Origin of the sequence: Pedobacter cryoconitis (assembly GCF_001590605.1) — a bacterium.
Classification (GTDB): Bacteria; Bacteroidota; Bacteroidia; order Sphingobacteriales; family Sphingobacteriaceae; genus Pedobacter; species Pedobacter cryoconitis_A.
Map to the genome: position 1 here is coordinate 2,168,998 of NZ_CP014504.1, position 22,809 is coordinate 2,191,806.

The 22,809-nt window shown below is 37.7% G+C and carries 17 protein-coding genes and 1 riboswitch; of the genes, 10 read left to right on the plus strand and 7 right to left on the minus strand.

Annotation, left to right across the window (positions count from 1 at the left end; genetic code table 11):
• Positions 1–162 precede the first annotated feature (162 nt).
• The 3 genes from AY601_RS09320 to AY601_RS09330 all read left to right on the plus strand — a co-directional run bounded on the left by AY601_RS09320 (position 163) and on the right by AY601_RS09330 (position 5,349).
• Positions 163–1,332 (plus strand): esterase, encoded by a 1,170-nt coding sequence (locus AY601_RS09320; RefSeq protein WP_084359534.1) that lies wholly within the window; start codon positions 163–165, stop codon positions 1,330–1,332.
• A gap of 377 nt (positions 1,333–1,709) precedes the next feature.
• Positions 1,710–2,369 carry a metal-dependent hydrolase gene (locus AY601_RS09325; RefSeq protein WP_335340591.1) on the plus strand — a complete coding sequence of 220 codons (660 nt, stop codon included), beginning with the start codon at positions 1,710–1,712 and terminating at the stop codon, positions 2,367–2,369.
• Positions 2,370–2,769: 400 nt separating this feature from the next.
• Positions 2,770–5,349, plus strand: a complete 2,580-nt coding sequence (locus AY601_RS09330; RefSeq protein WP_068399697.1) for a TonB-dependent receptor — start codon at positions 2,770–2,772, stop codon at positions 5,347–5,349.
• A 74-nt stretch (positions 5,350–5,423) separates the two neighbouring features.
• Here AY601_RS09330 and AY601_RS09335 read toward each other — a convergent pair whose 3' ends face one another.
• Both AY601_RS09335 and metE read right to left on the minus strand, forming a co-directional pair.
• Positions 5,424–5,990: a DUF4256 domain-containing protein gene (locus AY601_RS09335; RefSeq protein ID WP_068399700.1), complete on the minus strand. Its 567-nt coding sequence runs from the start codon at positions 5,988–5,990 to the stop codon at positions 5,424–5,426.
• A gap of 240 nt (positions 5,991–6,230) precedes the next feature.
• Positions 6,231–8,546: a 5-methyltetrahydropteroyltriglutamate--homocysteine S-methyltransferase gene (gene metE / locus AY601_RS09340; protein ID WP_068399703.1), complete on the minus strand. Its 2,316-nt coding sequence runs from the start codon at positions 8,544–8,546 to the stop codon at positions 6,231–6,233.
• Between the two features lie 236 nt (positions 8,547–8,782).
• Here metE and AY601_RS09345 point away from each other — a divergent pair, with 236 nt between their 5' ends.
• Positions 8,783–9,244 carry an Lrp/AsnC family transcriptional regulator gene (locus AY601_RS09345; protein ID WP_068399705.1) on the plus strand — a complete coding sequence of 154 codons (462 nt, stop codon included), beginning with the start codon at positions 8,783–8,785 and terminating at the stop codon, positions 9,242–9,244.
• A gap of 37 nt (positions 9,245–9,281) precedes the next feature.
• Here AY601_RS09345 and AY601_RS09350 read toward each other — a convergent pair whose 3' ends face one another.
• Positions 9,282–9,665, minus strand: coding sequence for an acyl-CoA thioesterase (locus AY601_RS09350; protein WP_068399708.1), 384 nt, complete (start codon positions 9,663–9,665; stop codon positions 9,282–9,284).
• A gap of 248 nt (positions 9,666–9,913) precedes the next feature.
• Positions 9,914–10,099, minus strand: a riboswitch (cobalamin riboswitch).
• 308 nt (positions 10,100–10,407) lie between these two features.
• On the opposite strand from AY601_RS09350, the gene AY601_RS09355 reads away from it, so the two are divergent.
• The gene (locus tag AY601_RS09355; RefSeq protein ID WP_068399710.1) at positions 10,408–10,986 is read left to right on the plus strand and encodes a Crp/Fnr family transcriptional regulator; all 579 of its coding nucleotides are present in this window, start codon (positions 10,408–10,410) and stop codon (positions 10,984–10,986) included.
• Positions 10,987–11,058: 72 nt separating this feature from the next.
• A complete protein-coding gene (locus tag AY601_RS09360) occupies positions 11,059–12,027 on the plus strand; it encodes a quinone oxidoreductase family protein (RefSeq protein ID WP_068399713.1) in 969 nt (322 codons plus the stop codon).
• A 57-nt stretch (positions 12,028–12,084) separates the two neighbouring features.
• On the opposite strand, the gene AY601_RS09365 is transcribed toward AY601_RS09360, so the two are convergent.
• Positions 12,085–13,083, minus strand: coding sequence for an Rpn family recombination-promoting nuclease/putative transposase (locus AY601_RS09365; RefSeq protein ID WP_068399716.1), 999 nt, complete (start codon positions 13,081–13,083; stop codon positions 12,085–12,087).
• Positions 13,084–13,258: 175 nt separating this feature from the next.
• Here AY601_RS09365 and AY601_RS09370 point away from each other — a divergent pair, with 175 nt between their 5' ends.
• Positions 13,259–13,825 (plus strand): Crp/Fnr family transcriptional regulator, encoded by a 567-nt coding sequence (locus AY601_RS09370; protein ID WP_068399719.1) that lies wholly within the window; start codon positions 13,259–13,261, stop codon positions 13,823–13,825.
• Between the two features lie 75 nt (positions 13,826–13,900).
• Positions 13,901–15,178 (plus strand): adenylosuccinate synthase, encoded by a 1,278-nt coding sequence (locus AY601_RS09375; protein WP_068399721.1) that lies wholly within the window; start codon positions 13,901–13,903, stop codon positions 15,176–15,178.
• A gap of 43 nt (positions 15,179–15,221) precedes the next feature.
• On the opposite strand, the gene AY601_RS09380 is transcribed toward AY601_RS09375, so the two are convergent.
• Together AY601_RS09380 and AY601_RS09385 are read right to left on the minus strand one after the other, a co-directional pair.
• Positions 15,222–16,643, minus strand: a complete 1,422-nt coding sequence (locus tag AY601_RS09380; protein ID WP_068399725.1) for a serine hydrolase — start codon at positions 16,641–16,643, stop codon at positions 15,222–15,224.
• A 95-nt stretch (positions 16,644–16,738) separates the two neighbouring features.
• Positions 16,739–17,359 carry a hypothetical protein gene (locus tag AY601_RS09385; protein ID WP_157287808.1) on the minus strand — a complete coding sequence of 207 codons (621 nt, stop codon included), beginning with the start codon at positions 17,357–17,359 and terminating at the stop codon, positions 16,739–16,741.
• A 231-nt stretch (positions 17,360–17,590) separates the two neighbouring features.
• Here AY601_RS09385 and AY601_RS09390 point away from each other — a divergent pair, with 231 nt between their 5' ends.
• On the plus strand, positions 17,591–20,602 hold the full coding sequence (locus AY601_RS09390) for an amidohydrolase family protein (protein ID WP_068399731.1): 3,012 nt from the start codon (positions 17,591–17,593) through the stop codon (positions 20,600–20,602).
• 1 nt (position 20,603) lies between these two features.
• Positions 20,604–21,902 (plus strand): amidohydrolase family protein, encoded by a 1,299-nt coding sequence (locus AY601_RS09395; RefSeq protein WP_068399734.1) that lies wholly within the window; start codon positions 20,604–20,606, stop codon positions 21,900–21,902.
• Between the two features lie 95 nt (positions 21,903–21,997).
• Here the strand turns inward: AY601_RS09395 and AY601_RS09400 are convergent, their stop codons facing one another.
• A complete protein-coding gene (locus AY601_RS09400) occupies positions 21,998–22,756 on the minus strand; it encodes a hypothetical protein (RefSeq protein WP_068399737.1) in 759 nt (252 codons plus the stop codon).
• Positions 22,757–22,809 lie beyond the last annotated feature (53 nt).

The window sequence follows — 22,809 nt, forward strand, 5'->3', positions numbered from 1 at the left end:
TTTAGGATGGAACAGTAGTTGGGGCACTGAAATATCCGATAGTTAACATTATAGAAAAAAAAGGTAATATTACCAATAGAATAGAGTAGCTTGGGGAAAATGAAAGGTATATATCTATCTGGATTTTGATAATAAAATGAGATCGGCTATAAAATGAAAGTTATGAAATATATCAGTATGCTACTCCTTAGCTTCTTTGCGTTCAATGGTTACGCGCAGGAGAACCTTAATTTTGGCAAACAAAAGGAGATTATCTCTCCAGAGGTCCATGAAAATGGCACGGTTACTTTCCGGTTAAAAGCACCTGCTGCCAGAAAGGTAGAAGTGCAGGGAGATTTTCAACCCGCTGGCAGTAATAGCGCTGGTACTGATCGTATGGTCTTAAACGCAGATAGTGTCTGGACTTTTACAACTAAAGTTCTACCCTCAGAATTATATAGCTATTCCTTTATAGTCGATGGATTAAAAATACGTGATCCCAATAATGTTTATCTTATCAGAGATGTAGCTTCTGTTGTAAATGTATTTCTTGTTGGTAAAGGCATTGCAGATTTATACAAGGTCACAGATGTTCCCCATGGAACGGTTTCCAAGCGCTGGTATAACTCAGATGGATTAAAAATGTCCCGTAGATTAACTGTTTATACACCTCCTGGCTACGAGTCGACTAAAGAAAATTATCCGGTACTCTACCTTTTACATGGTGTAGGTGGTGATGAAGAAGCGTGGATGCAGCTTGGCCGGGCTTCACAGATATTAGATAATCTTATAGCCACAAAAAAAGTAAAACCTATGATCGTTGTAATCACTAACGGACATACCATTAACAGCGCTGCTCCAGGTGAATCGAGTAAAGGTATGTATAAACCCGTTATGATGACACCAGACGTATTTAATGGTGATATGGAACAGTATTTCCCTGAAATAATTAAATTTACGGAAAGCAATTACCGTATTAAAAAGGATAAAGCCAACAGGGCTATAGCTGGCCTTTCAATGGGTGGTTTCCACTCGCTTTACATCTCGGCAAACTATCCCAATACTTTTGCTTATGTAGGTCTTTTTTCTCCGGCAATTTTACCTCCTTCAAACAATCAGCAACCAATCTATCAGCAACTTGACAAAAAACTTAGCATACAAGCGAAAAATGGCTTTAAACTTTACTGGATAGCTATTGGCAAAAAAGATTTTTTGTTTAAAAACGTAGAGACTTACCGTAAAAAATTAGATACCATCCCTTTAAAATACGATTACGTAGAAAGCGAGGGCGGACACACCTGGTCTAACTGGAGAGCTTACTTAACAGAATTCTTACCTTTACTTTTTAATTAAATTTCCGGAAATTCTACAATAGAATAATCTTTAACAAAAGACATAGAAGCCGGAAATAATAATCCCTTTTCCTGAACAGTTCATTTGGCAATTAATTTGTTATCCTCAGGTAATACCTGTTTGGGTTTGTGTAGAATTTATCGGAATAGCTGATGACTTACTGGTCATTAATATGGATATGAAAATTATTTGAATCCCGCAGCACATTCACCATCATGATCGGATCTGCGTCAGCTAAAATCCAATTACAAAAGAACCAGACAAATCATTTAACTTTATGAAATAATTTTCAGATCAGATAAAATACATGGATACAAAAGGAACAACTTTACAATTATTAGGACACGCCACTTTTAAAATTATAAGGCCTGATTATTATTATTGATCCATGGCTAATTAATAATCCATACATCCCTGCTGATTTAGCAAAACAAGACAATATTGAGCTGATTCTAATTACTCATGGCCATGAAGATCATTTAGATATCCGTTTTAAGGAAATCCTGGATGCTACAAATCCAACCATAATTGCCAACAATATTTGCAGGTGGCATTTAATAGCACAAGGGATAGATGAAACCCTATTTGAGCCCATGAATTTAGGTGGGACATTATCACTATTTGATATCGAAGTAACTATGGTCAATGCTTTTCACCATTCCCATATATACGTTACTGATAAGACAATTACTTCACCACATGCTGCTAACGGTTTTATTATCAAAATGTCTGATGATACTACAATATATTTTGCTGGTGATACCTGCATTTTTGGTGATATGAAACTCATTTCTGAGATATATAAACCAAATATTGCGGTACTTCCTATTGGGAACCGTTCTATGATGGGGCCTTTAGAAGCCTCACATGCTGTAAAATTACTAGATGTCAAACACGTAATTCCTTTTCATTACGGAACATTTGCAGGCTTTACCCAAACACCGGATGAATTTATAGCGCTTACAAAAAACTATATCAATACCGAAATCCATATAATGAACGCAGGGAACACTATCATCTGTACAGAACTTGACTAAGGATTAAAAACAAATCAACATTTACAGGCGTAAATGTTGATTTGTTTTCTAACCATAATATGCTCTTAATCATAACATTGCAGGCTTTACCCGCCCTTTACAAATAAAAACTACAAAATCTATAGATTTAATCTTTTTAAAGAAAAAAGAATCCTATATTCGTGTAATCAAAATAAATCTTTACAATGAAAACAGATTTACATTTTATAAAAATGAAAAGAAAAACAGTTAAAGAAGGAATCCTCTTTCTATCAAACTGTTGCTGTTGATTCTGTTCAGTAATCACTGATTATAACTAAAACACCTCCAAACATCATATTTTGAAACCTGGCCGGATGCTAAAAACATCCTCATGGCTTTGCTATGCAATAATCACCCAAAACCATTGAATTTTAACATTATGAAGAAACATTTACTCATCATCCTTTCACTCTTGCTAACGGCAAATTTTGTCTTTGCCCAAAGTGCGATAACGGGCGTTATAAAAAGTAGTAACGGCGTTCCAGTACCACATGCTACACTATTGATCAGAGGGACCAAGAATTCTGCAACTGCTGATGCAGATGGCAAGTTCAGTATTGATTCAAAGCAAGAACTTCCATTTTACTTGCGTGTGAGCTCAGTTGGTTACAAATCTCAGGATTTTCAGATTTTAAAGCTTCAGGATACACCTTTCGAATTAGTGCTGATTGAAAGCGCATTATTGGATGAAATCGTTGTTACCTCAAGAAGACGTTCAGAGGTGCTACAGGATGTGCCTATTGCCATTACTGTTATCGGAGGTCAAGCTGCAGAAAATGCAGGAGCTTTTAACGTTAACCGTTTGAAAGAGCTGGTTCCTTCAGTACAATTATATGCTTCAAATGCAAGAAATACGACACTTAATATCAGGGGGCTAGGTTCGACATTTGGCTTAACCAATGATGGTATTGATCCTGGAGTAGGATTTTATGTAGACGGAGTTTACCAGGCGCGTCCGGCAGCTACTTCTACTGATTTTCTTGACATTGAACAAATAGAAATACTGCGTGGCCCGCAAGGAACATTATTTGGTAAAAACACAACTGCAGGTGCATTTAACATCACTACTGCCAAGCCATCTCAAACACCAAGCGGAAAAGTTGAATTGAGTTTTGGAAACTATAATTTTATGCAGGCCAAAACATCGGTAACCGGAGGTGTTGGAAAAAATCTTGCAGCCAGACTATCCATCTCAGGAACTCAAAGAGATGGCACAATTTTCAATACCAAAGAAGAACGCAGATATAGCGGACAGAACAATCTTGGTTTTAAAGGTCAGTTCTATTATACACCTTCAGATAAGCTGCAAATCTTGTTTAGTGGGGATGCAAGCATCCAGCATCCTGCAGGTTACCCGCTGGTAATTGCAGGAGTCACTGCAACAGAAAGAAGTCCTTACCGCCAATATGCTAAAATTGTTTCTGACTTAGGCTACCAACAACCTGTAGCAGATCCTAAATCCAGAACAATCAATACGAATACGCCTTGGAAACATGACCAGTCAATTGGTGGTTTATCTGTAAATGTAGATTATAAGATAGGTAATGGAACGCTTACTTCAACTACAGCCTGGAGATTTTGGAATTGGAATCCTACAAACGACAGGGATTTCTCTGAATTATCTGCATTGACTAAATCTCAGGGAACATCCCGCCATGATCAATATTCGCAAGAAGTAAGATATGCTGGTAATCTGTCTGAAAAAGTAAGTGGTGTAATTGGTGTATATTTCCTTGGTCAGAATTTAAAAGGACTAGGTCAAACAGAAGAAGTAGGTAAAGATCAGTGGAGATTTGTACAAACAAGTAATACTGGTGCACAGGCATTATATTCAACACCAGGTTTGTTAGATGGCTACGGTATCAAAACTAATTCAACTATTAAATCATTGAGTGCTGCTGTATTCGCACAGGTTGATTGGGAAATTGTGAATCACCTGCATGTTTTACCTGGATTAAGATATACTTATGATAAAAAAGATGTAGACTATGACAGGACAACTTATGGAGGCCTGCAAACATCAGACCCTGCTTTACTTGCATTAAAAACAGCGGTTTATGCCAATCAGCGGTTTAATACCAACGTAGATAACAATAATTTGTCTGGTAATATCACAGTTTCATACCGCCCTACCACTAAATTAAACGCTTATGGAACTTTTTCTACCGCTTATAAACCAGTTGGTGTTAACGTAGGCGGCTTGCCAACTACCGCGACCGGAGAGGCAGATTTGTCTGTGGCCGTTGTAAAACCAGAATATGTTCAACATTATGAGTTAGGTCTTAAAACCAAACCTGTTAAAGGGGCGATAGTCAATGTCAGTGCCTTTAATACAGACATCAAAGATTACCAAACGAATGTACAATCACCTCAATTAGGGGTAAACAGAGGCTATCTTGCCAATGCAGAAAAAGTTAGGGTGAAAGGTTTGGAAGTTGATGGAATTTATCAAATAGGAAGATTCTTAACCTTAAATGCTGCTCTTGCTTATCTTGATGGCAAATACGTGAAATTTACAAACGCTCCCCTGCCATTAGAGGAAACCGGACATACAGAACTTGTGAACGGTGTAGCTACGCAGGCAGCATTTAAAGATGCTTCAGGAGGCAAGTTACCAGGAATATCTAAATGGAATGTTTCTGGTGGAGCAGAGTTCAGCAATCCAGGTAAACTGGCTACTACAACAGGCAGATATTTTATTGCTGCCGATGCGAGTTACCGTTCAGAATATTCATCAAATCCGACACCTTCAAGGGTCTTAAATGTTGAAGGCTATTCGTTATTGAATGGTAGATTAGGGTTTAAGTCAGATAAATTCTCTGCATTTATTTGGGCGAGAAATATTGCGAATAAAAATTATTATGAACAATTACAGGCAGCTGCAGGTAACTCTGGCTTATATGCTGGAGTTCTTGGTGATCCAAGAACTTATGGGGTAACATTACGTTATAATTTATAATAACTTCCAGGTTATAAAAGAGCCGTCTTTTTATGGAGACGGCTCTTTTCACCCTTTTACCAGCTTACCTATCTCTAGACCCTTAATGAACCACGGAAACCACGGGCAGCATAATAAGATTCCGCTCCATTGTGATAAACAAAAACCGTTTCATAACGCCGGTCACAAAAAACAGCTCCGCCTAATTCCCTTATATTCGCAGGTGTTTTTATCCAGCTTGACGTTTTGGTATCAAACTTTCCCATTTGCTGTAAATACTGGTATTCTTCTTCAGTTAAAAGTTCAATACCCATATCTGCTGCCACATCAATAACATTATTTTCCGGTTTAAATTCTTTCCTTGATTTATGTGCTTCAAGGTCATAACAAAGACTTCTGCGCCCCTTAGGACTTTCTGGTGAACAATCATAAAAAATGTACTCCCCTGTCTTTTGGTCATAACCGACAACGTCTGGTTCACCGCCGGTTTTTTCCATTGCGACCAAAGACCGGACTTTTTCAGGATGAGCATCTAATTTCTCCTGTACCCCAGTCCAGTCCAAATCCTTATGGCGGTTCATATTCTTCTCAAAACGTACCTTCCATATTGCAAAAAACTCTTTTTGTTCCTCTGCTGAAAACTCTTCTTTGTAACTGTCCATGTGAGTAGAGATTAGTTTGTTTTTCATTCTGCGTCGCTGTATCTGGCTTTATCTTCATCCATCTGTTCCACAATTCCCTTGTTGCCACAACACAAGTTACATTCTTAGAGAACGTTTCCCAAATAAAGTATCCGGAACGTTCTGTTACTTTCAATTCACCTGGTTAAAAAAAACACGGATTAAAAATTTCAATCCGTGTTTTTTTATTAAAGTATAAGACTAAAGGTAAGCTAGTTACACCTAATTTAATGCATATTCCTTTGCACTTAATTCTTTAGCTGCTGCTACCATAGCAATCAAAGCACTTTTGGTTTCTGGCCAGTGGCGGGTTTTTAATCCGCAATCAGGGTTTACCCAAAGTTGCTCAGCTGGAATTACAGCTTTCGCTTTTTCTAAAAGTGCTACCATTTCTTCTTTTGAAGGTACTCTTGGAGAATGGATATCATAAACACCTGGCCCGATGTCATTTGGATATTTGAAATCTGCAAAAGCATCTAACAATTCCATTTGTGAACGAGAGCATTCAATGGTAATCACATCTGCATCCATATCAGCAATGTTCTGAATGATATCGTTAAACTCAGAATAGCACATATGCGTATGGATCTGTGTTCCATCCTTTACCCCGCTTGCTGAGATTTTAAACGCATTTACTGCCCATTGCAGATAAGCTTGCCAAGCTGCTTTTCTCAGAGGCAATCCTTCCCGGATAGCAGGTTCATCAATCTGAATAACTTTGATTCCCGCTTTTTCCAGATCTACTACCTCATCACGAATCGCCAATGCGATTTGATTACAAGTAACAGGGCGAGGCTGATCATTGCGGACAAAAGACCACTGTAAAATCGTAACAGGCCCAGTTAACATACCTTTGACCAAACTCTTCGTTAATGATTGTGCAAATTCTGTCCAATAAACCGTCATTGCATTTGGTCTGTGCACATCACCGTAAATGATAGGAGGTTTAACGCACCGGCTACCATAACTCTGTACCCAGCCATTTTTTGTAAAGGTGAAACCATCCAGCTGTTCGCCAAAATATTCTACCATGTCATTGCGTTCAAACTCCCCATGAACCAATACATCAATACCGACTTCTTCTTGCCAGCGAATTGTTTCTTCCGTCTCTTTTTTCAATAAGGTATCATATTCTGCAAGCGTAATATCGCCTTTCTTAAACTGCGCTCTCCAGCTTCTTACTTCAGGAGTCTGTGGGAATGAACCTATAGTTGTAGTTGGGAAAATAGGCAATTGTAAAATTTCCTGCTGTGTCTTTTTACGGATAGAGAAGGGACTTGTACGCGTTGCATCTTTAGCCGTAATAGCATTCACGCGTTGTTTGATCTGCTCGTTATGAATAAGTTTGGAAGTGCTGCGGCTAGCGGTAGCCTTTTTGTTTTCTTCCAATTTCTCCAATGCAATTGCATCCGGGTTTTCAGAAGCCAATGCTTTCAATACCACTACTTCATCAATCTTTTGTTTAGCAAAAGCTAACCACTGCTTAATTTCAGGAGTTAAGGTTTTATCGTTGGTTTCTAAATCCAAATCACAAGGTGAATGTAATAATGAGCAAGAAGGTGCAATCAATACGCGGTCGCTTCCTAATTGAGCTACCGCTTTTTTTATGATCGATAAGGACTGCTCAAAATCATTTTTCCAGACATTTCTTCCATCGACTACGCCCAAAGATAAAATTAATTGTCCAGGGATAGCAGTGAGCACCTCATCCAGCTGTTCTGGATTACGCACTAGATCAATATGCAATGCATGAACAGGCAATGATGCTGCTAAAACCAAATTATCTTTTAAACCTTCAAAATAAGTAGCTACCAGGATTTTTAGCAGTGGAAATTTCTTTTTCAGCTCAACGTAAACATACTGGTAAGCTTCTTTCGCCTGAGCATTAATATCTAAAGCAAGAAATGGCTCATCAAACTGTATCCATTCCGCGCCATGCGCTTTTAACTCTGTTAAAATCTCTACATAAACTGGAAGCAAACGTTTCACCAAATCCAATTTATCAAAGCCTTCCTCCTTTTCTTTGCCCAATAACAAATAAGAAACTGGTCCAATGATTACAGGTTTACTATTGATCCCTAACCGCTTTGCACTTACAAACTCGTTAACGATTTTATTAGAGAATAATTTGAACTCCTGATTTTTATAAAATTCAGGAACGATATAATGGTAATTTGTATCTAACCATTTTGTCATCTCCATCGCTGTAATGTCCAATCCTTCCTTCTGATATCCCCTTGCCATAGCAAAATACAAATCCATTTCATTGTTGGATTTTAGCGCTACCTGGTTATAGCGTTTTGGGATAGCACCTACTGTTAAGGACATATCCAGGATCTGATCATAATACGAAAAATCGTTAGAAGGGATCAGATCTATTCCTGCTTCCTGCTGTAATTTCCAGTTGTGCTCGGATATATTTTTGCCTTTACTTAATAATTCGGTTAAGGAAATCTTGCCTGACCAATATTGTTCACAGGCTTTTTTTAGTTCTCTGTTGCTACCAATTCGTGGGTAGCCAAGGTTGTGCGTTTGCATCTTTGTTCAACTTTTTAAATGGTTAATAATCATTGTAAAAAAATTTCCCGGTTATTGCTTAATATCCGGCGTTTTATTCGCTACAATCAGTTTTTAATTCCTAACAAATGTATATATGAAGATTTTAAAACTACACAAAACGCAATAAATAAGGATAAATAACTTTTTAACGATCAATCATAAGCATATTATGCTTTTAAGTGATTATTTTTGATATCACTAAGGGAAATTATTCTATGGAAGAACTGGACGGCACAGATTTATTACTATTAAAGATATTAGGTAACAATTCAAATTACACAATAAAAGAGCTTGCTGCCAAAGTAAGTTTATCACCATCTCCTGTTTTTGAGCGCGTGAAAAGGTTGGAAAGTAATGGATATATTAAGAAGTATATTGCGATACTTGACCCCGAAAAATTTAACCAGGGATTTATTGTTTTTTGCAATATCAAGCTTAAACAACATGATAGAAAAATAGGCCATCAGTTTGTAGAAGATATTTTAAAGATCGATGAAGTTGTGGAATGCTATAATATTTCGGGGGATTTTGATTTTATCTTAAAGGTTTATGCCAGGGATATGAAACATTACCAGGATTTTGTTTTCAACAAATTGGGGTCTGTTAAAAGTATAGGAAGTACACACAGTACTTTTGCAATGGCAGAAATAAAAAACTCGTATAACATTAGTTTTTAAAAATTAACCCGGGTCCAAAGCCGGGTTAATTAAAAATTTACTGGATTAAAACAGGCTTATTATCCTCATCAATCGCTACTAATGTAAAAGCACCGCAGACAACTTTCTCCCTGAACTCTTCCCTCATTTTTTCTAAATAAACTTCTACTTGAATGGTGATACTGGTATTGCCAATATACTGCACCCGGCCGACCAATTCAACCATGGAACCAGCAGGAATAGGCTTTTTAAAATCTATCTGACCACTGCTTACCAGTACAAAACTCTTCCTGCAAAACCGGGTAGCAGTCATAAATGCCGTTTCGGTCATCATCATTAATATTCTTCCGCCGAACATCGTATTGTGATGATTGGTCGTATCAGGAAATACCACTTTAAAAACATGCGTTTCCGATTGATCGATTTTTTCTTCTGTTGTCATGTATAACCAAGTTTATTTAAAACAGGAAGTTGGAATTTAAGATTGTTTGTTTGCATTGTCAGTTTTTTTAGAAAAATTAGCTTCGGTTAAAATGTTCTTAGATTTTTAATACAATGCTGCTGACGGGAAGATTTCAAAAAAAAAGGAGGAATAAAAATACACGGCAATACCAGCACCTGAATACCAGGGACGTATTTTTTCATGTATGAATAAACATCTTTCAGACTAAAGGCTTCGAATCGCGAAAGCATTGTCCATTCGGAATAGGCAGGTCTCCTGACTTGTAACGATTTTCATCATTCTATGGGTAGAACAGTGGATATTTTTTAAATGAAAACCTTTTTTAGTTACTTACAGTTGCGCGACAGTTCGTGATTTACACACGATTCCCTATTAATCTACAATTAAGTATAACCATTTCCGTTTGATGTAACATGCAAAGAACAGTTTTGCAATGTAGAAAATAAAACCAGCTAAAATTAGCTTAACACCGTTAATTGTTCACTTTAATTTTACCCAATTTATAGATTACATTTTTTTAAGCACACCTACAGCATTTAAACGCAATTGACCTATTCTTAAAAGACTTGAATCAATACTGCTGCTACAAGCTCTAAGAATATCTCTTTAATGAATGTTGGCTAGCAAGGATGTGATAACATCAACTCTTATTGTTATAGACAGGATATTAAGTTCATGTTTTGTTTGAAATAAATTCCGGATATTCAGCAAAAAACAGTGTATGCTTGAACAATTAAAGAGAAAATTCCGGATGAGCGATAGTCAGTTTGCCGGATTTTCGGGTTGTCTTAAAAAACTGAAAGTCCCGGCAAAAACAACCTTGCTTGAAGAAGGCGAACTTGCAAAAAAGATATTCTTTATTGAGAAAGGCTGTATTCGTGTCTGGTTTAATAATGATGGCAAGGATCTCACCACGCAATTCTTTTTTGAAAATGAGACGGTGGCTTCCATAGAAAGCCTGAAAAAAGGAATACCAAGTATGCTCAACATAGAAACTATTGAGCCGTGCATACTCTGGTATATCAGTAAACAGGATCTGGAAAAAATACTGTCAGAACTGGAAAACGTACAAGAATTGAAAAACGAATTTATCAATAGCTTATTCGACCGGATGTTTCACTACATGAACCATTTTTTTTCTTTTCTCAGAGATTCTCCGTTAAAACGATACCAGGCATTGATGCAGGAAAAGCCAATGATCATTCAGCGGGTACCTCAGCATTATATAGCATCCTATTTAGGCGTAAGTTCCGTTCATCTCAGCCGTATTAAAAGCCAGCTTATCAAAGAGAAGTCCTGATTTCATTTGATAACAAATGTTATCGCGGACTGAGTAGTGCAGCCGTAAATTTGCTGTATAAATTGATAAACTATGAAAGCAGCAATAATATATCAGGCAGGAGAAATACCTCAATATGCAGAAATACCTGAACCAGTGGTTCAGCACGATCATGAAATTTTAGTGCAGGTAAAAGCCGTATCTATCAAAAACCTGGATAAATTAAAAGCCAGTGGCAAGCATTATTCTTCAGAAAAAACAGCTAAGATACAAATAGTAGGTACCGACGGAGTTGGAACCTTACCAAACGGACAGCGCGTTTATGGTGTTGGTACTTCTGGTACGATGGCAGAACAAGCAACATTTTTAAAAGAATGGTCTTCACCTGTACCCGATGGATTGGATGACGCTACTGCCGCAGCAATGCCAAATGCAGCTATGGGTTCAGCTTTGGCATTGCGTTTCCGTGCCGGATTACAGCCTGGGGAAACAGTTTTAATCAATGGTGCGACTGGTTTTACTGGTAAAATGGCCATTCAGCTTGCAAAATATTATGGCGCAGGAAAGATCATTGTAACCGGAAGAAATGAGGAAATATTGAAGACTTTACCTGCCCTTGGAGCAGATCAGATCATCTCCCTGAATCAGGACGATGTTTCTTTTGTTGACCAGTTAAAAAAGATACACGCAATAACACCTATTAACGTCGTTATCGACTATTTGTGGGGACATTCCGCAGAACTGATTCTCTCTTCCTTAAAAGGCAACGGAACTTTCTCTGCCCGTACCAGATATGTATCTATAGGCTCGATGTCGGGAGACACCATCAATTTATCCTCACAAATACTTCGCAGCATTGACCTCCAGCTTTCCGGCTCCGGTTTGGGAAGCTGGACAAAAGAAGAGGTCGGCTTGCTTTTTCAAGAGATTCTTCCGGAAATGTTTCGCCTTGCAGCAAATCAGCAACTAAAAATGGAGGTAACCACAGTTCCGATTCATGATATTGAAAAAGTCTGGGGCAGCAAAATCACAGATGGGAAAAGACTTGTAGTAATTATTTAAGGGCTTTTTTAAATGCACATTAAGAATAAGAGGGAGGTTACCCCCTCTTATTTACGTTTAAAGCCTTTCTATTACCTGAACAGGGAGCGCAGTAAATCCTGCAATTTTATCAATATCAAATTTTTCCTCTTTCATTTTTCTTGCGATGGCAACGGCAGTTTCATACTTCCCTTTTTCCATTCCTATTTCTAATCCTTCCTCTTTACCTTCCTCTCTTCCCATTTTTATCCCTTCCTCCTTCCCCTCTTCTTTCCCTTGTTTTATCCCTTGTATTACCCCTTGTATTACCCCTTGTTTTATCCCTTTCTCTCTCCCTTCTTCTTCTGCTCTTTCTTTTAAACATTCAAACAGGCCTTCTTCATCTTCTTCTTTCTGTAAAGCCGATATATATAAAAGTTCTTGTTCTGGCGATAGTCTACTCATTTCGGCGATTTTAAATATTTTTTGAAATATACGTTTATCCAGATACTTAGGAATATTATTCAGACTGTGCATGTGTTTAAGCATATAAACCCATTTATCCAGCTGATTCTTCAGTTCTTCTTCTTTCTTCTCAAATTTAGGAAGTTCCAAAAACTTAAATCCCAGTCCATTGTGGAATATTTTACCTGTACCTGTATTGACCAGTGAAATACTTTGCAAGTAATGATCACTCAGGCAATTTTTCATCTTAAAATCCAGAATTGCAATCAGAAAAACTTCTTTCAATTTAACTCTCCAGTTCCCCTTGCCTATTGATTTCTGCTGGTGAATCAGCCTGCTCAGATAAAAAATACAGCGGTCTTCAAAATTATCATGGGCTGCCCGCTGCATCTCCACAATAAATTGCTCCCCCTGATTTCCCGTACACAGCAAATCGAAGCAGATCTTTTTTTGATCCTTGTCATCACCTGCAAGTTCAGTTGGGTTGTAAACAATATCAATAATATGCTTTTCTCCGTCGAACAGTGCGTTCAAAAAGTCAATCATGACTTCTTTATTAGGCTCACCGCCGAAAAGATGTTTAAATCCAAAATCTGATAATGGATCAATGTATTTATTTGTTATAGCTAACATAATTCTTAATGATTTAGGTCAAGCTACTCCTGTTTTACATTTAAAAGGTAATAAATATCACAATTGTGAATAAAAAAAATAAATAAGAAATTCATATAAAGATTTTTAACGCTATATCTCCACACTTTTTGCCAAATGGCAATTCTTCTTTAACCAAGACTGATTAACTTTGGATATGGAAGAATTAATTAACTACCTCCTTCAGTTTGGACACCTCAGTCAGGAGCAGATTGCAATGATTCAATCCAAAGTAAAACCAAAAACAATAAAAAAAGGGGCATACTTTTCACAAGCTGGTCAAATAGCAGATAAAATAGGATATATTACCGACGGTGTATTCAGAGTCTGTTATTATGATAAAGCTGGTGAAAGTTATACCCGTTATTTTGTTTATGAAAATCGCTTTATAGCCGACATCAACAGCTTTCGTGATGAAATACCTACTGCAGAATATATTGAAGCAGTGACAGATTCTACCCTGCTGGTCTTTTCCAAAGCAGGTTTTGAAGAGCTTTCCAATACAATTACCGGTTGGAGCAATCTCTTTTCAAAGATCACTTCGTATGTGATGGAAAACAAAATGAGAGCAAGCAGTAATATGCTGGTTCAGGATGCGCAAACCCGTTATTTGCATTTTCTTGACCATTACCCTGGCCTGGCTAACCGCGCCCCACTTTCCATGCTGGCCTCCTATCTTGGAATTACAGCATCCTCGCTGAGCCGTATCAGAAAAAATTACTAATTTGTTTTTTTGCCATTTGGCAATTGACACCTCCCCGGTTATCCACAACTTTGCTTCAACAAAAAATAATAGATAATGGTTGTTGATGTTTTATTAGGCCTCCAATGGGGCGACGAAGGTAAAGGAAAAATTGTGGATGTTTTAAGTCCGGATTATGATTTGATTGCCCGTTTTCAGGGAGGCCCGAATGCTGGACATACCCTGGAATTTGAAGGCAAAAAGTTTGTACTGAATACAATTCCTTCGGGCATATTCTTTGAGAACACGATGAACCTGATTGGAAATGGGGTGGTTATCGATCCGGTTGCTTTAAAAAGGGAACTGGACAATTTAAAAGAAGCAGGACATGATTTATTTGCAAAGAAAAAGTTGATGATTGCAAAAAAAGCACATCTGATCTTACCTACACACCTGCTGCTGGATACCGCTTCTGAAAAAAGAATGGGCGATAGCAAAATTGGTTCTACACAAAAAGGAATTGGACCTGCATATATGGATAAAACCGGCCGTAACGGTTTACGCATTGGTGATTTCACTTTACCAGACTTTAAGCAGCGTTATGAAAAACTGGTTAACAAACACAAAGCTATACTACAATCCTTATATGATGAAGTGATAGACTTCAGTGAACAGGAAAATGCATTTTTCGAAGCACTGGATTTGATTTGCCAGTTTCCATTAGTGGATTCAGAGCATGTAGTCAATGACTATATAAAACAAGGTAAAAAGGTATTGGCTGAAGGCGCACAAGGTATGATGCTGGATATTGATTTTGGTTCCTACCCATTTGTGACTTCTTCAAACACCACTACTGCTGGTGCCTGCACAGGATTGGGTATTGCACCTAACCAAATTGGTGAAGTAATTGGCGTTTTCAAAGCTTATTGCACAAGAGTAGGCAGTGGCCCCTTCCCTACTGAACTTACGAATGAAACAGGTGAAGCATTACGTACTAAAGGGCACGAGTTTGGGGCGATAACCGGAAGATCCAGACGTACAGGATGGATTGATCTGCCTGCATTGAGATATGCTATTATGATTAATGGAGTCACACAGCTGGTGATGACTAAAGCAGATGTACTGAGTGGATTTGAGCAGCTCTATGCCTGTACACACTATCATTACCAGCGGGAAGCCATTGATTATATGCCTTATGATATAAGTTCTATCATTCCTATACCTGTTTTACAGGAAATTGAAGGCTGGAAAGAAGATATAACTGGTATAACTTCAACGGACCAGATACCCGCAAAACTGAAAACTTATATAAGTTTTCTGGAAGAACAGCTGGATGTGCCTATTAAATACCTTTCTGTAGGCCCTGATAGAAAACAGACTTTGATTTTAAATTAATAAATGCATAACCGGTGAGGTTCCTCACCGGTTATTTACAGCACTATAATTTTTCTATAATCCCTACACCTACGCTATCAGTTTCAACCTCCGAATTAGAAAGTACAACTACAGCCGTCTTTTTATTGATATTGATAATGATAAAACTTCTGCTTCCTCCAGTTCCACCATTATGCCAATAATAAGTATCCGCTGCAGGCTTCATGATGTGCCAGCCCAAACCAACCATAGGTTCTTTTGAAAAAGTAACCTGATGGGTAAGTTCAAATGCTTTTGCCAAATCTGGATTTTTACTTTCAATATTATTAGCCGCATAAATCAACATATCATTGACAGTAGATCGAAGACCTCCGGCACCAACAAGGACATCGAAATCCCAGGCTTTAACTTCCTTAGTCTCCTTGTTATATACTTTCGTAAAGCGTTTTGCCAATTCAGGAGTCAGGTGCTGGAATGTGCTGTTCATTTTTAAAGGATCAGTTATAATTTCTTTCACTAGCTGCTCATAAGTTTTACCGCTGATCCGCTCTAAGATTACACCTAGAAGCCCGGTTCCAATATTGGAATAGCTATAAGTCCCGCCCGGCACAGAAACCAACTTATACGACTTCAAATAACTGAATAACAAATCCTTAGTATAGTTTTTATAAGGATTCGCAGCCTCTAGATTTTTGCTGATCATATTGTCAGGTAAACGAACTAATCCAGAAGTATGGTTACTTAAATTTACAATCTTTATTTGCTGGAGTTCAGAATTTGCCGCTACTGAATCCGGCAGATATTTCGTAACCGGATCTGTTAAACTGATTTTCCCTTCGTTCACATAGTACGCTAGTAATTGAGCAGTAAACGTTTTGCTAATGGAACCTATTTCAAAAATAGTATTTGCATCAGGAACCACCCCATTGCTTTTTTGTGTAGTACCATATCCATAAGTATATGTCTTTCCATCTTTCAGAATACCAATGCTTAAGCCTACAGTATTTGAATTTTGAATATATTTTCTTGCCAGCGTATCAACTTCTTTGTCCAGTTTCGATTTCAAAGGATTGGAAGAAGGAACCAATGCAGTCTTTTTAGTAACAACAGGTTCAAAAGGTGAAAAAGAGAGTTTGTCTAATTTATTATTTTGATCAAGCGAGAAAGAAAGTTCTACACTTCCAGCTTCAAACTCCAGTTTATATTTGCATTCATTTTTTTTAGCGCTGATAAAAGAAGATGCCTTTATTTTTCCCAGGATATAAGCGTTTTTTACTATAAAATCAGTTAGGTTTCCTTCACTAATTGAAGCTTTATAGTTTTTACTGCCCAGCGCATAAATCTTTTCCGGAGTCTTTTCAGTAATATATTTTTTGATCAGTACCACAACCAGATCACTTTTTCTTTGTCCGCTACTTTGCGCAAATGTCATCAAAGGTGTAAGGCACAGGAAAATAATCACCACCTTAAAATTTGTAAGTTTCATAATTTAAATTATATAATCAACAGTGTATATTTAACACTTATAATTTAAACGAACGAAACAGAAATACCCCTATTAGTCTCAAAAATGAGTAATTTTTACTTTTTCAGTAACATTCTCAACTGATCCAGATCTTCTTTTAATCCACTGATCACCTGCTTTAAAAGTTCCACATTATTATCATCTGTATTCAGCAGTCTCGACCAGCTCTGATCAGGAGAATTAAATTGTCTTTTAAATACCAACGGAATTTTATACCGCTGCACAGTGATTGCAGCAGCATAACTATACAAACATGCGATAATCCCCTCCAAGGTCCGTTCATAATAAAGCTTTAACTTTTTATAACTTTTCGCCTTTTTATAAATCAGGACATAAGGTTTAAAACGCTGTGCTTGTATAATAATGTCAGCATCTTCCAGATCTTCAGTTTCTGTAAACCCAAATCTCCGGATCAGTTCCAATTTAAACTCCATGAGCTTGAACTGAGTTTTAAGCGCATTCTGAACAAAAGGATCTTCTATCTTTTCAAAAAACTTATCTTCATCCAAATATTGTTCCCATGCATCTTTGAAATCCTTTGCATAAGATTTCATTACCTTTTTGAATGTAAAATAATAGATGTATTCATAAATATCAGAATGCATGTAAGTGGTTAGAACTCCTAATCCTCTGATACAAAGATTCAGGTTAAAGGGATCGTCTCTGGAAATTTTCATAAAATGGCTCTTGGTTCTAATGTCGTAATATTATCTCCTTAAAGTAAGTCTATATATCGATACTTTCACAATATCCGGTAAATACAGTTCCAGATCAGCTTTTGCTGCTATAATAATTAATTAGTGTAATGATCGATATTTACAGGTCTGTTGAATTGTAAAAATTGAGTGATTAAGTGTGTTGGTTATTAATTTATATTATTTTTAAATTAATTAACCCCTTAATCTATTATGAAGAAACTTTTACTCGCCGTTGTGCTGGTATTTTATGCTGCAATCCTTTTTGCACAGCAAACCACCTATCCTGTTAATGGTTCTTTTGACACCAGACCAGGCCAGTTTGCATTTACCAACGCAACAATAGTCGTCAACTCCAGCCAAACTCTTACCAATGCCACCCTATTAATAAAAGGCCAAACTATACAAGCTGTTGGATCTGGCCTTGCCGTTCCTAAAGGGTACGTGATTATTGACCTGAAAGGAAATTTCATTTACCCTTCTTTAGTCGATGCATTTACGGGTTATGGCTTACCTGAAGCCACTTTGCAACCGCGTGCGACACGTCAATCCATTTTTATTTCTACTAAAAAAGGTGCTTATGGATGGAACGAAGCCATCAGACCAGAAACACAGGTAAAAAACATTTTCTCTGTGGACAGCAAAAAAGCAGATGACTTACGGAAAGCTGGTTTCGGGAGTGTCAATGTGATTAACCGTGATGGAATTGCACGCGGAATTTCTGCGGCAGTGACTTTAAATGATGGCGCTGACAACACCATATTTCTGAAAGATCAGACTGCGGCTAACTATTCATTCAGCAAAGGGACGTCTTCAAACGATTATCCCACCTCTTTAATGGGTTCAATTGCTTTATTGCGTCAAACTTATTACGATGCACAGTGGTATGGCAAGCAGAAAGAGGAATATAATATTTCGCTGGAAGAATTTGGGAAACAACAAAATATCCCCCAGCTTTTTGAGGTGGATGGCTGGGCTAATATCCTTCGTGCCGATAAAATCGGAAAAGAGTTTGGCAAACAATATATGATCAAATCTACAGGTGATGAATATCAGCGTATTCAAGAAGTTAAAGCAACTGGAGCAAGCTTAATTATCCCGTTGAATTTCCCTAAAGCTTACGATGTAGAAGATCCTTCGGAAGCAAGAAACTTAACACTGACCCAAATGAAAGCCTGGGAAATGGCTCCTGCCAATGCAGCTGCTTTAGAAAAGGCAGGGATTAAATTCGCATTGACATCATTCGGTTTGGAAAACACACGTGATTTCTGGGCGAATATCCGCCTTGCAATTGAAAAAGGCCTGACTGAGAAACAAGCCTTACAGTCCATCACCGAAATTCCAGCTTCTCTTTTAGGGATCAGTGATAAAGTAGGTTCACTTGAAAAAGGTAAAGTGGCTAACTTCCTGATTTCATCCGATAACTTGTTTAAAAAGGAGAATATTATTTTTGAAAACTGGGTACAGGGAAAACGCTTTATTATTAATAAAATCGACGTCACTGATATCCGTGGAAATTATAATTTAAATATCGACGGTTTAGGTGCTTTAACCTTAAAAATCACCGGAGCATCAGGCGGTTCGGTCGCAGCAATTGAAAGAGTTGGTGTAGATAGCGTTAAAGCTACCGCTGCTTTTGCAAGAAATGGCGATTGGATAAGTATCAACTTCAATTTAAAAAAGAATCCAGCAGGTAATGTCCGCTTAAGTGGATTTTTAACTGCTGCTTCTCCCCTGGTATTCAAAGGTGAAGCAGTACTTCCGGAAGGAACTTCAGGCAGGTTTACAGCAACTTACAAAGACGCAGCTAAAGAAACACCTAAAAAGGAAGAGCCAAAATCCACTTTAGCTATGGGCCCGGTAATCTATCCCTTTGGCGCTTTTGGAAATACAGAATTGCCAAAAGCAGAAAATGTGCTGATTAAAAATGCGACAGTCTGGACAAATGAAAAAGAAGGCATCCTGCAAAATGCAGATGTATTGCTGGAAAATGGAAAAATCAAAGCAGTAGGTAAAAACCTGAATGCAGGCCATGCAAAAGTTATTGATGCAACGGGCAAACATGTAACTGCGGGAATTATTGATGAGCATTCGCATATTGCAGGCAGCGGTGGTATCAATGAAGGTGCACAGTCTGTTTCTGCGGAGGTTCGTATTGCGGATATTATCAATTCGGAAGATGTGAATATTTATCGCCAGCTGGCAGGAGGTGTAACGACTTCTCATATTTTACATGGTTCTGCAAATCCAATTGGTGGTCAGTCTCAGTTGATTAAGTTACGTTGGGGCAAAGCACCCGAAGAATTAAAGTTTGCAGATGCTGATGGTTTTATCAAGTTTGCACTGGGTGAAAACGTAAAGCAGAGTAATTTTGGTACTGGTGCACGTTTCCCAGTAACACGTATGGGTGTTGAACAGACATTTGCAGATGAATTTACACGTGGAAAAGAGTATGAAAAAGCAATCGCTGTGAAGGAAAATAACGTCCGCCGTGATCTGGAATTAGACGCTATAGTTGAAATTCTAAAGAACAAGCGTTTCATTACCTGTCACTCTTATGTGCAAAGCGAAATCAATATGCTGATCCATGTTGCAGATAGCCTGGGTTTCAAGATCAATACATTCACGCATATTTTAGAAGGTTATAAAGTTGCCGACAAAATGAAAGCGCATGGTATTGCTGGCTCAACATTTTCTGATTGGTGGGCTTATAAAAACGAAGTAGCAGAAGCTATTCCTTACAATGGAAAGATCATGCATAATGTAGGGATTACAACTGCTTTCAATTCTGATGATGCAGAAATGGCGAGACATTTAAACCAGGAAGCAGGCAAGGCTGTTTTATATGGCAATGTTCCTGAAGAGGAAGCTTTTAAATTTGTGACCTTAAATCCTGCCAGGATGCTCCATATTGATAAACAGGTTGGAAGTTTAAAAGTTGGTAAAGATGCTGATTTGGTCATTTGGTCAGACAATCCACTTTCTATCTACGCGAAAGCTGAAAAGACTTTTGTAGATGGCGTTGCTTATTGGGATATAGAAAAAGATGCATTGGTTATCAAAACTCAGCAAACTGAAAAAGCACGTTTAATTCAAAAGATGTTAGAGAGCAAAAGCAGCGGTTCGGGTACACAACGTGCACAGGGAATTGCTCCACGTCTTTACAATTGCGAAACTTTAGAGAACTATTCAGCAGAATTAAACGAATCAGAACATGCACACTAAGATGAAAACATATCTATTTAGCCTGGCTTTATCGGCATCAAGCCTGATGTGTTTTGCACAGGCCAATATATCACCGGCGAAAAAACAAAGTAAGACCATAGCGATAACCGGAGCAATAATACATGTTGGGAACGGCACAGTCATTGAAAACGGAACACTTCTTTTTGGGAACGGAAAAATTATAGCAGTAGCTGCCAGCGGACAAGTTCCCCAAGGCGATATATTGCGTATAAATGCGAGTGGAAAACATATTTATCCGGGTTTTATTGCAGCAACAACAAATTTAGGATTAACAGAGATTGAAGCTGTAAAAGCAACACTTGATTTTGCAGAGATCGGTGATTATAATTCTCATATCCGCTCTATTGTAGCTTACAATACAGATTCAAAAGTACCGGCAACCTTACGCAGCAATGGTATCTTGATGGCACAACCGACACCACAAGGTGGAATAATTTCAGGCAGTTCTTCTGTGGTACAGTTAGATGCATGGAATTGGGAAGATGCTGCGCTGCGGAAAGATGATGCAATGCATATGAGCTGGCCAACGACTCCCAGCTTCAAAGGTTACGGTCGTCCTCAGGTTACACCAGAAGTATTGGCAGAACGTACACAGACTGCTATTAATCAATTAACTTCATTCTTTGCTGAAGCAAAAGCTTATGCTGAAATGGGTGAGCCTGAAGTGATCAATACACGTTTTGAAGCGATGAAACCTGTTTTTACGGGTAAAGAAAAGTTATTTATTGCCGCAGAAAGTCAAAAGGACATTATTACTGCGGTTAATTTCGCAAAGAAATTTGGCATCACACCAGTAATTACGGGCGCAGATGAGGCTTATTTAATCATTGATTTCTTAAAGGCAAATCATATTACAGTAGTGGTTAAACAGCCACATGCATTACCAAATAACAACGATGATGATGTAAATATGCCTTATAAAAATGCAGCTATTCTGGCCAATGCTGGTTTAAATGTTGTTTTAAGCATTGATGGTTACTGGCAACAACGCAACTTGCCTTTTATGGCGGGAACTGTTTCAGCATGGGGTTTGGATAAAGAGAAAGCATTAGCTACAATCACTTTGAATGCGGCAAAAGCTATGGGAACAGCTCAAACGACCGGGAGTATTGAGGTTGGCAAAGATGCAACTTTCTTTATCTCTGCGGGCGATGCGCTGGATATGAAAACAAACAAAGTGGAACAGGCTTTTATCCAGGGAAGAGATATTAACCTGGATAACCTGCACAAGCAACTGGACAAAAAATTCAGCGATAAATATGCGGTAGAAAAACAATAATCAGCCAGTTGAGCTGAATATTGTCAGTTAACAAAAAATGCTGCTCAGATTGGGCAGCATTTTTTGTTAACTGACAACTGATAAAGTAAAAAAGGCTATTTTGACCTCTTTTTTTGAAAGCTATTTAGATAATCTACAGAATTTTGATTGAGCTTTTCTACTTCCTGCTTATAGCGCTTATCATCGTTGAATATCAACTGAAACTGTTTGAACGCTTGAATTCTATCTAAAATCTCTTTTCCAGCTTTAAGATCATCTTTAAACCGTTCATAAACACTAAGTTCTCGTTTCAAGAATTTTGCATGAGATTCATTAAATAGCGCTGCATCCCTCACTTTAAATGAACTATCATAAAATAATAGGTCAGCACTTACGAATTCAGGAGTAATATCACCGTTTTTTGTGCGATAGTAATTTAATAAATTTTGATGATTAAGCACTACTTTTTGATAACTATCATAGCTATCAAAGAATGGGATTAAGCTTTTTATTGTTTCTTCCACAAGATGTTCAGCAAGTAGCAAATACTCCCGCGTTAATGGATAAGTCATTTTAAATCCTGCTGAGATTTCAAATGCTTCCAGAATCCAATATGGGATTGAAGGATCAGAAAAAAGTGGTTTTATAGCTATTTTTATTCTGAAATCAGTTTTAGAACTCAGGGTCTCAAAATAAATGGCTTGTTCAAAATCTTCAGTAAACCTATAAAATTTCTTTACTGTTTTTGATTCCTTCAGTTTAAAATTCTCTTTAAACAGCTCATCCGCTATATAATGTGCGAACTTTTTGAATGATGGAGAAATCTCTTCTGCTTGTAATGGCCTGTAAACTTCCAGTTTTTTCCAATGTGTCATGATCAAATTGATATCCGGGTATTTGTTGTCCAATAAAAACTTCGCTAATATAG